Origin of the sequence: Paenibacillus sp. cl141a, from assembly GCF_900109305.1 — a bacterium.
In the GTDB taxonomy this organism is placed as follows: domain Bacteria; phylum Bacillota; class Bacilli; order Paenibacillales; family Paenibacillaceae; genus Paenibacillus_AQ; species Paenibacillus_AQ lautus_A.
The window spans coordinates 500,954-516,228 of sequence record NZ_FNZO01000003.1; the positions used below are offsets into that span (position 1 = coordinate 500,954).

The window sequence follows — 15,275 nt, forward strand, 5'->3', positions numbered from 1 at the left end:
AACCGGTAGACTTTTATTGGGGGTCGAATGATTACATGTTAATGATATACATCATCGGGTTTATCGTATCGCTGGCGCTCGCTCTGTTCTTAACGCCGCTTGTAAAGAAGTTTGCGGTTAAGATTGGTGCCGTTGACGTTCCTAATGCCCGCAAGGTTCATACCCGGATCATGCCCCGACTCGGGGGACTCGGCATTTATCTGGCTTTTATTCTTGGACTGATTGCGGTTCTTCCTTTTTTGCCGGATAGCCTGTCGCCTCGTGATGCCAACTTCATGAAGGCATTTCTGATCGGCGGTTCCATGATCGTATTGATCGGAGCCTTGGATGATCGATTTGAACTTTCGGCCAAAGTGAAGTTTTTGGCACAGATTGCAGCTGCTTGCGTAGTTGTATTCGGATTTAATATTACCGTGGACTTTGTAAATATACCGTTCCAGGACCGGTACTCCATGCTGGAGAGCTGGGTATCGATTCCGCTCACGATCTTCTGGATCGTCGGCGTAACGAACGCGATTAATTTGATTGACGGGCTTGACGGACTTGCAGCAGGCGTATCCGGCATTGCAATCGGGACGATCCTGGTCATGGCCGTCTTGATGGGCAACACGACCGTAGCCCTGCTCTGCCTGCTGCTGCTTGGCAGCATTATCGGTTTCCTGTTTTTCAACTTCCATCCGGCGAAGATTTTCATGGGGGATACGGGGTCATTATTCCTTGGATTCAGTTTGGCCATGCTGTCCCTGCTTGGATTTAAGCAGATTGCGATTGTATCCTTTATTACGCCGCTGATCATTATCGGCGTTCCGCTCTCGGATACGTTCTTCGCGATCATTCGCCGCAAAATCCAGAAGAAACCAATCTTTGCTCCGGACAAGGGCCATTTGCATCACTGCCTGCGTGAGCTTGGATTCAGCCATCGCCAGACCGTGTTGATCATTTACGTCATTGCCGCGTTTTTCGGCGTATTGGCCGTCATTCAATCATCGGCTGCCATGTATGAAGCGAACTGGGTGACGTTTGTGGTTATCTGCGTCATGATGTGTTTCATGCAGATCGGTGCCGAAGTCATCGGACTGGTCGGCAAGACCAAACGGCCGATTCTCGGGCTGATTAACCGGATGCGGATGAAGGCAAATCCCGAAAGCCGCACCAAATAGAACTTATTCTTTTTCATTATGCGTCCGGTATGGACATGCCAGCCTCGCCCAAAAAGGGTGAGGCTTTTTTGTGTTTTTTCTAAATAATTGAATGTCTGGGACCGATATATGAACTATGCGCAAGTACCAATCTGTCAGTGAAAGCGAGGGGACCCAGTGAACGACGCAACACCCAAAACGGACGACAACGTCCGAACGATCAAGGAGGCACAACCGTTGAAGAAAAATTTCCGTACAATAGCAAGCCTGTTATTGGCCATTGCTATGTTCTTTTCCCTTATTCCGGCATTACCGGCTTCAGCTGCGAATGGAGCCTTGTTTTTTCACTTTTCCAATCTAAGTACGGATCCGAATTCTCCCACGCCGGAGAACCGAAGCTCGATTTCGGTTTCGGGTACCTACAACGGCATTAATCCGAATACCATTCAGTATGAAATCAAACGCTTTGATGACACGACCACGGGCGGCACCGGCGTCAAGCCGATCCTGGACGAAGCGGCAAATACGTTCGAGTTCCTGAGTGTGCAGTTGAACCAAGGCGTGAACAAAATCATCGTGTCCGGCATGAGCACGCAAGGCCAGCAGATGAGTGCTACGGCCTATGTGAAGTTCTCCGATGTACCGGCTGTGTACGAAGTAGCGCTCAGTGATGGACGCGTTCTGGAAGAGAATGCTTCCAAGCCGGTTGTCGTTACTACGCAGACCATCAGCATTTCCGTCAAAGCGACGAATGGATCCAAGGGTGTTACCGTCAATGGGCAGAATATGTATGCCGGCGGCGGCGATACGTATTACTCCGCAGGGATCCTGCTGCAGAAGGGTGTCAACGATCTGGTGATCGTCGTGAACTCCGAATCGAAATCCCAGACCATCAATAGACAGGTCGTCTATCATCCGACAGGATCCATAACAGTCAATCAATTGCAGATTGGCGGCACAAATATCGATGGACAGGCGGTTGTAACCGGTACAGTTAACGGCGTCATCTCCGGTTATGTGATCGTGGATGCTCCTCCGGCTGGTACCCCGGCGGTTCCCCCGATTCTTGAAGTATCCGTATTTCCGGTAGGATCCACAAATCCGATCACGACCTCGCCTGCCACCGTAGGTGCGGCAAGCGTGCTGGGCAATACCTTGATGTACCCTTTTACAACGACCGGGTCAACTAGCATCACTCAGAGTGGGGATTACTTTGTACTCACTAAGGATTCTACTACTGGTTTCGATGTAAAGAATTCATTTACTTATCGCGATGTCAATGCGCCTACCATCAAGCAGGTGTATCAATTGTACGGTGTAACGGAGAGCGGAGGAACGGTATCGGCTACCTCCCAATCCATTTTCCCAAGCAGTAACAACACCGTCCTGAATGAACTGCCGATTTATTTGATGGTCGAGCAAGTCAACGCAGGCAATGTGGAGATTGAGTCCAGCAAGGGCGGCGGCACGATTGCCCAGAAGTTTACCTATAACGGCAACACGGTTTTTAAAATCACAAACCTGCCTTCAGGACAACAAAACTTAATCATCAAGGTCAGCAATGGTTCGGGCGTTTCCGATACCAAGGTGATCCCGGTAACGTTCCTGTCATCCACGTACATTGATATTTATCATTTGTATAACAATCAGGTGTTTAAGAATAGCACAGATTTCAATCAGGTAACGGGTCGGATTGTGAACTACACGGGAACATCAGGACTTACGATTTCCTTGAATGGTAACACTCGCGATTTGACAGTGAACGGAAATGGCGAGTTCAGCTTTACAGATACGACGTTCCTGCAGCTGATCCCTGGTCCAAATACTCTGGTGGTCGCTGACAAGAGTGGAAAAATCTCGACGAAGCTGACCCTGCTGTATTTTAGCGATACGCGTTCAGTAATCAAGAATATGATTCCATTCCCGGTTGGTTCCGCTACGGAATCCGATCCGGACGGATTGTTCAGAGAAACGGCTGAGAATGCTTATAACACATATGAAAAAGCTTTGGGCCTTCGCTTTGAAGTGGAATACACGGATGAGATTACGGTGAACCTCAGCCATCCTACGCCATCCATCTTTGCTGTCTTTACCAAAGACAATACAGGAACCTGGACTCTTTCTGGCGGGGCTCTGAAGACGCAATTGGATGCCATTAACCAAGCAGATCACAGCCTGTACTATTCCATTGTTAATGGTTCAAGCTCCAGCTCTGCCCGCGTTGTGTTTAAAGAGCTGGCACTTCCTGAGGTAGGATTACAGGCAATCAGCATCGGTTCGCGTTATCAGTCGGTTACGACCACAGATACCATTGAAATTACTCGTGAGCGTGCGCCGTACGAAGTTCTTTCTCCTAGGCTCCCTAACGAAGGCGTATTGAAACAGAATTTTGTAGAGGTAAGCATCAAGGCTGAAGGAGCTGATTCCATTCTGATTGGCAAAACGCCAATGGTGAAATCCGAAATCAGCGATATTTTCCGTCTCGAGGTCAAGAACCTGAAAAACGGAAAAAATACGATCAAGTTCACGATTGAACAAGGCACCAAAAAGACAAACGGCCAATTCGTCGTAACGTACACCGACGATGCAACGGAAGGCTCCCAGTTTAAAACCAATATTTCGAAGTCCGGTAAAGTGTCCGTATTTAAAGGCGGCGTATCGCTTTCCTTGCCGAAAGGCACCGTGCTTCAACAGGCGAAATCAAGCCCTACGGCTGAAGTGCCTACGATCAATCTGCTTGGTGAACATGACATCCTGTTTGGTATTGCCAACCAGATCGATGGACGGACCGTTAAGGCTTACAATCGAATTGGCGAAATTGAGAACGGTGTAGAAATGGATGGACGCCTGTCCCTCATTCCAGGGGATAACAACAATGCGTTCCGTTTCACTCCGGCAGCCCATTACGGCTATTCATCCCCTCTTTACTGGCTGGATGCCGGATCGCTTAATGCCTACAGCAGCAACGTGGAAGACTTTAATGTAAAAGCGGCAACGCATCCGTACGCAAAAGGGAATGAATTCCATCAGCGCTTGATTCCGCAGAACTGGATGGAGTTATCCCAAAAGGGTACAATCACCTTAAAATATGATTCTGCACTGGTGAACTCGGCTTCCAGCAACCTGGGCATCTGGTGGTACAACCCATCCCAAGGAACTTGGATCAACATCGGCGGGAAAGTAGACCCTAAGAAGAAAACTGTTACGGCTCCATTTAAGGGATTTGGTTATTACGCCGTTAAATCCTTGCGTTATAGCTACTCCGATGCGATCTCGCATAAGACGGCCCGCAACGATATCGAATTGATGCTGGCCAGAGGATACATGAAGGCGTCCAAGACGGATGCATTTGGCGTGTATGATCCAATGACTCGCGGTGAATTGGCTACGATTATCGTGAAGCTGCTGGATATTCCATTGGATTATGATACCGATAAGAACAAGCTGACCTTTGACGACATTTATCAGGAAAGTGTTGTCAACAGCATGCAATGGGATTACCGTTACATTGAGACAGCCGCCAGAAAAGGAATCATTCGCGGCATCGCGCCACGAAGCTTTGCTCCTAATATGGAACTGACTCGTGAAGAGGCGGCCAACATGATCGCACGTGCGCTCAACCTGAAGATGGGCGATATCGAAAAAGATAAGGCCACACTTCAGAAGCAGTTTGAAGATGTTGGCAAAATCAAATCGAATTACTCTTACCCAGCCATTCTTGCTGTAAGTAAAGCCGGCATCATCACTGGCGTTGCCAACAGCTTGAAGGAAGGCGAGAAGAAACCGACGTATAACTTCAACCCGGATGCTGTTCTGAATCGTGCGGATACAGCGACGATCGTGAAACGCATGATGAACAAACTCAAAATGCTGTAGTCTATATATTAAGAAGAAACTGCATGAAAAAAAGGAACGAGAGCCGATGCCTGAATTTCTAGTGGCAGAGCTCTCGTTTTCTTATGTGCAAATTATGATGGATAAGGTTATATATAACATAATTAACAAGATCTTAAGGGCAGTATTATAGCCTGAGAAACCGTTTACCAATATCTAATGTTTTGTAATTTCATGTAGAATACGCTACAATAGCGGAAGCACATACTATTTTTAGAGGGTGAAGATGAATTTATGAAGCCGATATTATCAAAAGCGCAGCTCGACTACATGAAGGCGAAGACCAAGTTCGAGGAAAAAGCCAAAGTGATGGAGAAGAAGATTGAGCTGGCTCGTGCCGCTCATGATGAGATAACTCAGGAAGTCATGGAGGGACTCGTTGTTGAGACAGGCTTTCATGATTCATTTAACGAAATGACAGCAGCAGAGAATGCGTTGATCCAGTGGTCTCATACAACAATAAAACATGACAAAACATATCGTACGAATAAAGCGGAGATTGATCTGATGTACGAAACACTGCATAGCAATCCAGAGATGCGTGCACGAATTATCCAGCTTGCTATGAAGATTCGCTAGGATTCTACAAAGGGCGCCCACAGGGCGTCTTTTTTGTTGTCGCAATATGTAATCAACCCAATGTTAGGCGAATCGATAATGATTTCGAAAATATTTTCAAAAAAACTTTGCAACTGCCGCAACTTTTTGAGAAATCAAACGTTTATAATGTAGAACCCAATGAGGAACCCAAGATTATCCGATGCAAGAAGATTGTCTATAAATTAGAAAAATGTTCTTTACGGAGTATGGGACTCGTTGTATAATACCTAGGTAGGATTAGGAATCTATTCTAGTTTGTAGTGTTCTCTCGCTAACAAGATTCTGTGATATCGTCACAGACATCATTTATGATTTATGCTCAACTCGGGAAAGGAGGTGCAGGACAATGAGTGATAAGAGCTACCAAATTAAAGAAAACAATCAAGTGATGATTCAAGGAGGAGAAAAAAAGGTTATGAAGAAAATTTTATCCGTAGCACTGTCTACAGCAATGGCATTCTCCATGTTTGCTTCTGTTGCATTCGGTGACGATGCGCTTAACACACAACAGAAATTTGATGTACTGAAAGAAAAAGGGATCTTTACTGGCTATCCAGATGGAACTGCTGGTCTTGACAAAGAAATGACTCGCGCTGAGTTCGCGAAAGTTTTGGTAGGCATCATGGGTCTTGAGCCAATCCAAGGCAAAGCGTCTTTCAAAGACAAAAATTACAAAGCTGACAAATGGCCAGCTCCTTATGTAGAAGCAGTATACGCTGCAGGCATCATGGAAGGTAAAAACACAACGAAAATGATCTTCGACTTCAACGGTAAAATCACCGTTCAAGAAATGGCGAAGGTTCTCGTTGTTGCTCAAAAACTTGATATTCCAACAGAAACGAACAACAACGCTTCTGACTGGGCTAAAGGTTATGTTCAAGCAGCAATCAACGCTGGTTTGGTAGATGCTAAAACAAACCCTAAAGCTAACGCTTCCCGTTCCCAATTGGTTGAAGTTGCTTACACAATCTACTTGTCGCAACAAAAACCAAAAGTGGTTTCTTATGATGTAACTGAGAGTGGTAAAGTTGTAACTTTCAAACTTGCTAACAACGAAAGCGTGAAAGTTGAACTGGAAACGCCTCTGAAAGCTAACACTGCAACTGAAGTTAAGTTTACACATAACAACTACGAGTACACTGAAAGTGTAACTTGGACTGTTACATCTGCGACTAAAGTTGAATCCGCAAGTGCTAAAAACCTGAAAGAGGTTGAAGTTGTATTCGACGGTAAAGTTGATAAAGTGACTGCTACTGACAAAAACAACTACGTCATCGATTCCAACTCCAAAGGAATTAAATCGATCACGTTGCTGGCAGACGGCAAAACTGCCCGCATCTTGTTGAACGAATCCAGCAAATTTACGCAAGGCACTACTTATAAAGCAATTGTTAAAAACGTGAAAAACGATAGTGGTACTGTATTGCCACAAGGCGAGCTGTCATTCACTGTTTCCGACAACACTCTGCCTGCTGTAACCGAAGTGAAGGCTCTTGGCACGAAAGTAATTAAAGTGACTTTCTCCGAGCCAATCGTTTCGCCTTCGAGCAGCAACTTCCAACTGGATGACAAAGCATTTGTTGGCAACGTGAAGCTTGGTCCGGACCAAAGAGAAGTTATCCTGAGAGACTACACAGGTAATATTTCTGTGGGAACTCACAAATTGACAACTTCCCTGATCGAAGACTATGCTGGTCTGAAGTCTCCAGCTGATACTAAAGAATTCACAGTTGCAGTAGACTCTGAAGGTCCAAAGGTTACTGAAGTCTCCGCTACTTTGGAAAAAGTAACAGTAACATTTGACGAAGAGATCGATCCAGATACTGTAACTAATGACAGCTTCTACTGGAAGTCTGGTGACAGCAAAAAGACAGGTAAAGTAACTCAAATCTCCAGTAATGTTTATGAGATTGACTTTACTGAAAACCGTCTGCCTGGATATGAAACAACTCTGTTTGTTGAAGTTAAAGACTATTCCGGTAACGCTAACCCAGTAAAAGAACATAAAATTACGGCAAGTGTTGACTTGGTACAACCGCACGTAGTTGAAACAAGTTTCGGTGCTGACAGACCTAATACACTGACAGTACGTTTTGACAAAGCTGTATATGCAGCTGACAAAAAATACTACACAGTTAAAAAAGGTAACGATACGATTCCTGTGAAAGATGTTGTTGCAGCTGATGCTTCCAACAAAATCTTCTACGTTAACTTCTTCAGCAAGCTTGACTACGGAACTTACGATCTGACAGTTAAAGACGTAAAAGACCGTACAGCTTTGGGTAATACAGTGGTGGAATACAAAGGAACATTCGTAGCTAACGACACTGCGAACCCAATGATTTCCTCCGTTGATTACAACAATACAAACCGCAAGCTTACTCTGAACTTCGGTAGAGAAATGGATCTGGCTGATCTGCAAACCAGAGGAAACTATTTCATTGCCTTTAAGAAGAATGGTTATACTGACGCACAGAACATCGCTATTCCAGCTGATGTGACTGTGAATCCAGTTAACGGCGGTAAGTCTGTTGTCCTTCAATTCCCAGAGTACATCGATGGAACTCGCGTAACGTTTGGACCAGGCGGATCTGTTTCGAAAGTATGGACTACCGGTCTGAAATCCAAAACTGGTCAATATGTATCCTTGGATAACCAAGTATTGACTGAAGCCGGAGCTTCCTTGAAGTGGGTTGGAGCAACACAAAAAGATGCTAAAACATTTGAACTGACATTTAACCATGTTATTGCTAATGCTAGCACAGGCGACTTCCTGGTGAATGGTCAATATCCATCAAGTGTCAGCATCAGTGATGGTGTTGTTACTTTGAAAACAAGCAGTGAATTTAATGGTGGCGACATCACTATCTTTGCAAACAACTCCATTGAAACTTACTCTAATAACAAACTTAACTTAACTACCAATGCTACAATGCCAGTGAACAATGCTGCAGCTCCTAGAGTAGTAAAAGTGGACGATACAAGAAAGAATGGAGTGAATGCTACCGGGGCTGTATATAACTCCTTTGAAGTAACTTTCTCTGTTGATGTTGAAGCAGCTGACTATGCTGACGTTAAGAATGATATCATTCTTAAAAATGTTGGTAAGACTAACAGTCCAGTAATCAACAAAGCCGGTTATACAGTTGAGAGAGTTTCGGACCGTGTGATCAGAGTGGATATTTATGATCCGGAAGCTCTTAACAACCCTGTTCAGTTCCAAATTGCAGATAATGCAAGTTACTTGTATGCAACAAACTCCAGTCCACGGGTTTATGTTACTAAATCCAGTGAGTATCAAATTGCACCACCAGCTCAAAGCACTGACTCTGTATCTGTAACGGGTACAAAAGTCACTGTTGCTGATAAGGGTGCTCTTGCCCAAACTGCAGATCAAAATGGCCTGAAGTTTGTCGCTAAATCTGTTGGTACCGGACTTAATGGTAACTCCGTCGTTATTACAAAAAATGCTGCACAAACAGACAAAGTTAAAGTCAATGGACTTAACATCACTGTGAATAACGATGCAACAGTTTCTGATATCATTGCAGCAGTTCTTACCGCTGATGTGAACTACGAAGCTCAAAAAGGTTCTACTACTGGTTCAATTGCTGATTCAGCATCATATGAGTTCAATGGTGGTAAAGCTGTAGTAGAAGGACAATTGACTGTTAATCTTAACAACACTGTAACTAAAGTTGTTGATGGTAAAGTCATTATTGCTGGAAAAGAATATTCAGCAACTGCTAATAACAGTAACACCATTGTTGTAACAACGGGAGATGCTGATGTTGTTGGTGAGCAACTGATCGGCAAGGTTGAGTACAAAGGTAAAGAGCAAGCAATTTCTGTACAAATTGCGAAGTAATCTTAACCCGTACAAATAATCAAATCCAACTCACACCGGGGAACATTTAGTTCTCCGGTGTGTTTTTGTATTCAAGATTAACTTAAGGTTAATAAGAACCTTCCAAACCAGCTATAGCTTGATCTTCCTATCAAAGTTCAATAGAATTAATATAAGAAGCAGGAGACTTCTAAGGAGGAACAATTTATTTATGAAATCATATTGGAAAGTATCCCTTGCTGCCCTTGCTGTAGGCGCTGGCATATGGATCGGCTCAATATATAACACCACCGCCACTGGCGCAGGCACAACCCCCGGCACAACTGACGATCCGGTTGTCACCAAAAGCTATGTAGACCAGCAAATCCAGCAAGCACTGAATGGCGGTGGTGGAGGGAATACAAACCCAACCAATCCTACACAACCATCACAAGGTGCCGATGAAGTGAAGAACGTAGCGCTGAAGCCAGGCAAAATTCTAATCGCTGATGCCGGAACCGAGTTCATCGTGCGTTCAGGTAACGCTGTGATCTACACAGAAGTCGCTAGCGGCGTTGCGGATCTTACCGATGGTAAAGACCTGTTAAACGGCGAAACGGCGCCTAAGAACCATCTGCTTTCCTTCCCGCGTGAAGGCCGAGGCATTCAGGTAAAAGAAGGCCAGACAAGCAATCTGATTGTCATGGTACGCGGCGGTTACACCATTAAATAGTGTCAGCAATTAGGGGCGTTAGCCCCTGCTAATATTGCCTCTTCCACCGACGGCATTGCGAATAACTTTTGTCCGGTATAATCCTCTTATAATTATTGCCAGTTGTGACAACGTTTTATACGTGTGAGTGCTTTGAAATCGACACATACTACTTCTGTAAAAACCAATACAGGAGGTGTATTTTCAATGGCACGCAGCAGTCGTAATCGTCAAGTGGTTCCGGAGAGTCGTGAAATGCTGAAGCAGATGAAATACGAAATCGCAGCAGAGTTTGGATTACCGGTGGGGTATGGCAGCAGCTCGTATGGAGCGGATACGGAATTCGGTTCTGAGCTTGGAGCCATCGGAGGAGGTTCCTCCAGCCGTCGTGCTGGATGGGGGCATCTGACATCCCGTGAGAACGGATCCGTTGGCGGAGAAATCACGAAGCGTTTGGTTCAGAACGCCGAGCAAAGCCTCTTCGGCAGACTGTAGTTATTTTTCGATATAAGACGGAACTTATTCTTGATTAACCTCCGATTGAAAAACCCAAGAAAATCCTTGAAAAACAGCTCACTAACTGGATTGACACCTGGTAACAAATAAGTTAATATGCATGTTGAGGATTGTACATTTCAAACCTTTTCCTGTCGGAAAAGGTTCATTTTTTGTGTAGGACCTCTTGATATATCACATACTATTCATATGGGAGGTTGATCTCATGTCTTTAACAGGGCGACGTTTATTTACATCTGAGTCCGTAACTGAAGGACACCCGGATAAAATCTGTGACCAGATTTCTGATGCGGTACTCGATGCTTTTTTAGCTAACGATCCGAACGCACGCGTAGCTTGTGAAGTTTCCGTTGCGACAGGTCTTGTTTTGGTCATTGGTGAAATTAGCACTAAATCTGAATACGTGGATATTCCATCCATCGTACGCAATACCGTGAAGGAAATCGGGTATACCCGTGCTAAATACGGTTTTGATTCCAATACATGCGCGGTGTTGACATCGCTGAATGAGCAATCGGCCGATATTGCACAGGGGGTAAACGCTGCACTGGAGAATCGTGATCCTTCCCAAGTGGACAAGGAAACCGAGAACATCGGTGCTGGTGACCAAGGTCTGATGTTTGGTTTTGCAACCAACGAGACACCAGAACTGATGCCTCTTCCAATTGCATTGTCTCACCGTATCGCTCGTCGTTTGTCCGAGGTTCGTAAAGACGGTACGCTGGATTACCTGCGTCCGGACGGTAAAACCCAGGTAACGATCGAGTATGACGGCAATACGCCGGTCCGCGTGGATACGATCGTGGTATCGACTCAACATGCCGAAGAAGCAACGCTGGAACAAATCCAGAAGGATATTAAAGAACAAGTCATTCTTCCTGTCGTACCGGCTGAATTGCTGGACGCAGAAACCAAATACTTCATCAACCCTACCGGCCGTTTCGTTATCGGTGGTCCTCAAGGCGATGCTGGTCTGACTGGCCGCAAAATCATCGTGGACACCTATGGCGGCTACGCTCGTCATGGCGGCGGTGCATTCTCCGGTAAGGATCCTACAAAAGTCGACCGTTCCGCTGCTTACGCGGCGCGCTACGTGGCTAAAAACCTGGTTGCCGCTGGACTCGCGGACAAGTGCGAAATCCAATTGGCTTACGCCATCGGTGTCGCTAACCCGGTGTCGATCAGTGTCGACACCTATGGTACAGGTAAAGTAAGCGAAGAGAAGCTGGTTGAGCTTGTTCGTAACAACTTTGACCTGCGGCCGGCTGGAATCATCCGCATGCTGGATCTTCGTCGCCCGATCTACAAGCAAACGGCGGCGTACGGACATTTTGGACGTACCGACCTGGATCTGCCTTGGGAACGCGTTGACAAAGCCGAAGCGCTGAAAGAACAAGCTGGCGTAAACTAAGGTATTTTTAAGATATGTTCCGGATATAAAGTTTAGGCATGTGCCGATTCCATTTTTCTTTTGAAAAAGGCACATGCTTTTTTGTGTTTAAAATCCTCTTAAGATGTAGGGATGAAACAGGAGAAGGATTTGAATTTATGACAAAAATGCAATAATTATAATGCCGATGCCTAGTGTAGGTATCGGTTGTTTTCGACTAATAATTGGTAATAAAGGAATATACTTTATGACAAACTAGTTACTTTTAGATGAAAATATAGTAACATAGGATTGATTTACATAGGCTCCTAAAAAATGCCGCTACAATTTTGCTAAGACTTGGTGTACGATACGCGAAAGTGTTTTTTTTATAACAAATTCGTAACTTTTCCTCAAAAATGAAGTCTATTAAATAGAGACTTTATATGTTCGGCATCCGTGTTGAACGAGAGATGGGAGAGTTACGATTACATGGTTAGTCAGGGGAAAACACTGAAGTCTGCAAAATCAGGCGTGGGCAAGAAATGGTTGATTATCACATTGGCCGGGGTCATCTGGGTGGGCCCTGTGCTTAGCAGCGGTATACCGGTGATAGGGAATCTATCAACTTCTTCGGTAGCATACGCGGCAACCACATCAGCGAAGAAGCTGGGTGAGGAAATCATTACGTCCGGCGCGGTTTTGATGAAGTATCAGTATATCAACAGTGCCGGCGCGAAATCGCTGGCGAATGTCATCCGGGTGGATCTCAACAACAAATATGTGAAGCTTGATGTCATGACAGGACAAGGCAATCAATTTACAACAAGACAAAGCACGGGCGGAATGGCGAAGGAAAACGGTGCGGTCGCAGCGATTAACGGGGATTTCTTTAACACCGGCAGCGAAGGGGCTCCGATGGGTGCTCAAGTATCGAATGGTCTGTTGATGTCAACCCCATCTGATCTGAAAGGTATGTATGCCTTTGGAGTGACGAACGATGGAACGCCAATTCTGGATGAGTTTGCATTCTCGGGGAGTGTTACGGCAGAAAATGGGGCCTCATTCCCGCTCTCGGGTATGAACAAAACATCCTATGCGCCAGAGGGTACTGGATCTACGTACAGCCATGCGAATTCAGCCTATATCTACACCAGCGCATGGAAGGCTATTGAGCGTCCTAAGAACAGCTCGACAACGCCAACGGAGGTTATGGTAACGGATGGGGTCATAACCGATATTTCAGTGATGGCAGGATTGCCAACAGCGATACCGGAGGGAAGCTACATTTTGCGAACCCATGGGGCTGCGGCAGAGTTCGTGAAAAATAATCTGTCTGTCGGTCAAAGGCTGGAAGCGGATTATGCTCTGGTGTACAAAAAATCAGGAAAGAAGCTGGACCCATCAACACTTCAAATGATGATTGGCGGCCATACGATTCTGGTGGATAACGGCAAGGCAACGTCATTCTCTCGGAACGTGAATTCGATTGGAGGGAGTAGGGCGCGTACAGCGGTTGGTTACTCCAAAGACGGACGTTACGCCTACCTGATCGCTACGGAGAGCAACGATAACAGCAAAGGGATGACGCTGCAGCAGCTTCAGGATTTCATGACGAAGGTTGGCGTGTGGAAGGGAATGAACCTCGACGGCGGCGGATCGACCACGATGGTCAACCGACCGTTAGCCGAGATGAATACCCAGCTGACCTTCAACACGGAATACGGAACGACGCAGCGAAGCATCGTTAATGCACTAGGCGTGTTCTCCACGGCACCAAAAGGCAGCTTGAAGGGCTTGAAGGTAAGCGGCAGCAACACACTGTTGATCGGGCAGATCGGAACATATCAACTCAAGGGCTATGATACTTACTATAATCCCATTGAGGCTGGCTCGATTAAACCGACCTGGAAATCCAGCAATGGCAACCTTGCGGTTAACGGCCAAAGCATAAAAGCAACGAAGCCGGGCACATCGACCCTGACGGCGGTAAGCGGCAGCACGAAAGCGACGATGCAAGTCAAGGTGCTGGGAGCGGATGATCTCGTTGCCTTGACTACAGGAGTATCCAGTGCACCACTGCAGGCTGGAACAAGCGTTTCCGTGCCGGTGACTGCCGTAACGAGCAACGGCCAAAGTTTGGAGGTTCCGAGCAGTGCGCTGAAATGGGAGTTTATCGGATTCAAAGGCAGCGTCAAAGACGGCCGCCTGACCGTATCCTCCGTGAACAGCAATACGAAAGTCGGCTATGCCATCGCACGTTATGACGGATTTAGCACGGTCGTTATTTTGTCGGCAGCAGGCGAGAGTACGTGGGAGAACTTCGAGAATGTGAATTACCCGGTGAAGTTCACGACCAACGTGCCTGCAGTTACCGGGACGGCAACGATCCAAAACGGCAGCGGAACAAAGGCAACCTCCAAAGTCTTGAACCTAACCTATGATATGACAGGCGGGCTGGGACAAAAAATGTACGCTTATGCCGAGCTGAATGGCACGACAGGCAAAACGATTCCTGCACAGGCAACGTCCATGACGATTGACGTGGAGGGAGATAACAGCCTGAACTGGCTGCGTGCCGAGCTCAAGGACAATACCGGAAAAACCGTGTACGTCGATCTGGCTAAGGCAATTGATTGGAGCGGCTGGAGGACGCTGAGCATCGATTTGAGCGGATATAACATTGCGTTCCCGGCTCAGATGAAGCGGCTGTATGTCGTGAACGTGGAAGAGGGTCAGGACGAGCGTGCATTGACCGGGGCTGTGTCTTTTGACGATATTCGCTTCACGATGCCGTCCCTGTCAGGAAATGAAGGACTTCCAACAGGTAAAGCGGTCATGACCATCGGGCAAAAATCGCTCATGCTGAATGGTTCGAAGGTGGCAATCGATTCCGCGCCAATCCTGAAAAACGGAACGACCTATGTTCCGATTAAGCATGTGCTCGACGCCTTCGGCGGGCAAGCGACCTGGAACCAATCCGCACAGCGGGTAGGCGTCCTGAGAGGCGGCATGCTCATGGAATTGACGGTAGGCAAAAAGGAATTCATCCTCAACGGTAAACGCAGTTCGGCGGCTGTGGCACCTATGGTTCAAGGCGGTAGGACTTTGGTCCCTCTTCGTCTCGTTTCCGAGCAATTAGGCCTTAAAGTAAAATGGGACAAGAACACGAAGACCGTTACGATCGAATCATGATATGGTATGATATGTATATGAAAC

Annotated in this window: 8 protein-coding genes; all 8 read left to right on the plus strand. The window is 46.2% G+C overall.

What is annotated here, in order from left to right; all coding sequences use genetic code 11:
• Positions 1–35 precede the first annotated feature (35 nt).
• The 8 genes from BMX45_RS12225 to BMX45_RS12260 all read left to right on the plus strand — a co-directional run bounded on the left by BMX45_RS12225 (position 36) and on the right by BMX45_RS12260 (position 15,251).
• Positions 36–1,160, plus strand: a complete 1,125-nt coding sequence (locus tag BMX45_RS12225) for a glycosyltransferase family 4 protein (RefSeq protein WP_041622067.1) — start codon at positions 36–38, stop codon at positions 1,158–1,160.
• 216 nt (positions 1,161–1,376) lie between these two features.
• A complete protein-coding gene (locus BMX45_RS12230; protein ID WP_090909905.1) occupies positions 1,377–5,015 on the plus strand; it encodes an S-layer homology domain-containing protein in 3,639 nt (1,212 codons plus the stop codon).
• A gap of 252 nt (positions 5,016–5,267) precedes the next feature.
• Complete coding sequence (locus BMX45_RS12235) at positions 5,268–5,612, plus strand: hypothetical protein (RefSeq protein ID WP_071219815.1); 345 nt, start codon at positions 5,268–5,270, stop codon at positions 5,610–5,612.
• A 367-nt stretch (positions 5,613–5,979) separates the two neighbouring features.
• Positions 5,980–9,501: an S-layer homology domain-containing protein gene (locus BMX45_RS12240; protein ID WP_090909906.1), complete on the plus strand. Its 3,522-nt coding sequence runs from the start codon at positions 5,980–5,982 to the stop codon at positions 9,499–9,501.
• A 190-nt stretch (positions 9,502–9,691) separates the two neighbouring features.
• Entirely contained in the window at positions 9,692–10,192 is a 501-nt protein-coding gene (locus BMX45_RS12245) for a hypothetical protein (RefSeq protein ID WP_090909907.1), read from the plus strand.
• 186 nt (positions 10,193–10,378) lie between these two features.
• Positions 10,379–10,666 (plus strand): alpha/beta-type small acid-soluble spore protein, encoded by a 288-nt coding sequence (locus BMX45_RS12250; RefSeq protein WP_015737730.1) that lies wholly within the window; start codon positions 10,379–10,381, stop codon positions 10,664–10,666.
• A gap of 226 nt (positions 10,667–10,892) precedes the next feature.
• The gene (gene metK / locus BMX45_RS12255) at positions 10,893–12,098 is read left to right on the plus strand and encodes a methionine adenosyltransferase (protein ID WP_009594211.1); all 1,206 of its coding nucleotides are present in this window, start codon (positions 10,893–10,895) and stop codon (positions 12,096–12,098) included.
• A 450-nt stretch (positions 12,099–12,548) separates the two neighbouring features.
• Complete coding sequence (locus BMX45_RS12260; RefSeq protein ID WP_090909908.1) at positions 12,549–15,251, plus strand: stalk domain-containing protein; 2,703 nt, start codon at positions 12,549–12,551, stop codon at positions 15,249–15,251.
• The last annotated feature ends 24 nt before the right edge of the window (positions 15,252–15,275 follow it).

What these genes read in the sequence shown, in the direction of transcription:
- BMX45_RS12225 (WP_041622067.1), top strand. Translation starts at nt 36, where the DNA reads ATGTTAATGATATACATCATCGGGTTTATCGTATCGCTGGCGCTCGCT.
- BMX45_RS12250 (WP_015737730.1), top strand. Translation starts at nt 10,379, where the DNA reads ATGGCACGCAGCAGTCGTAATCGTCAAGTGGTTCCGGAGAGTCGTGAA.
- BMX45_RS12240 (WP_090909906.1), top strand. Translation starts at nt 5,980, where the DNA reads ATGAGTGATAAGAGCTACCAAATTAAAGAAAACAATCAAGTGATGATT.
- BMX45_RS12235 (WP_071219815.1), top strand. Translation starts at nt 5,268, where the DNA reads ATGAAGCCGATATTATCAAAAGCGCAGCTCGACTACATGAAGGCGAAG.
- metK (WP_009594211.1), top strand. Translation starts at nt 10,893, where the DNA reads ATGTCTTTAACAGGGCGACGTTTATTTACATCTGAGTCCGTAACTGAA.
- BMX45_RS12260 (WP_090909908.1), top strand. Translation starts at nt 12,549, where the DNA reads ATGGTTAGTCAGGGGAAAACACTGAAGTCTGCAAAATCAGGCGTGGGC.
- BMX45_RS12245 (WP_090909907.1), top strand. Translation starts at nt 9,692, where the DNA reads ATGAAATCATATTGGAAAGTATCCCTTGCTGCCCTTGCTGTAGGCGCT.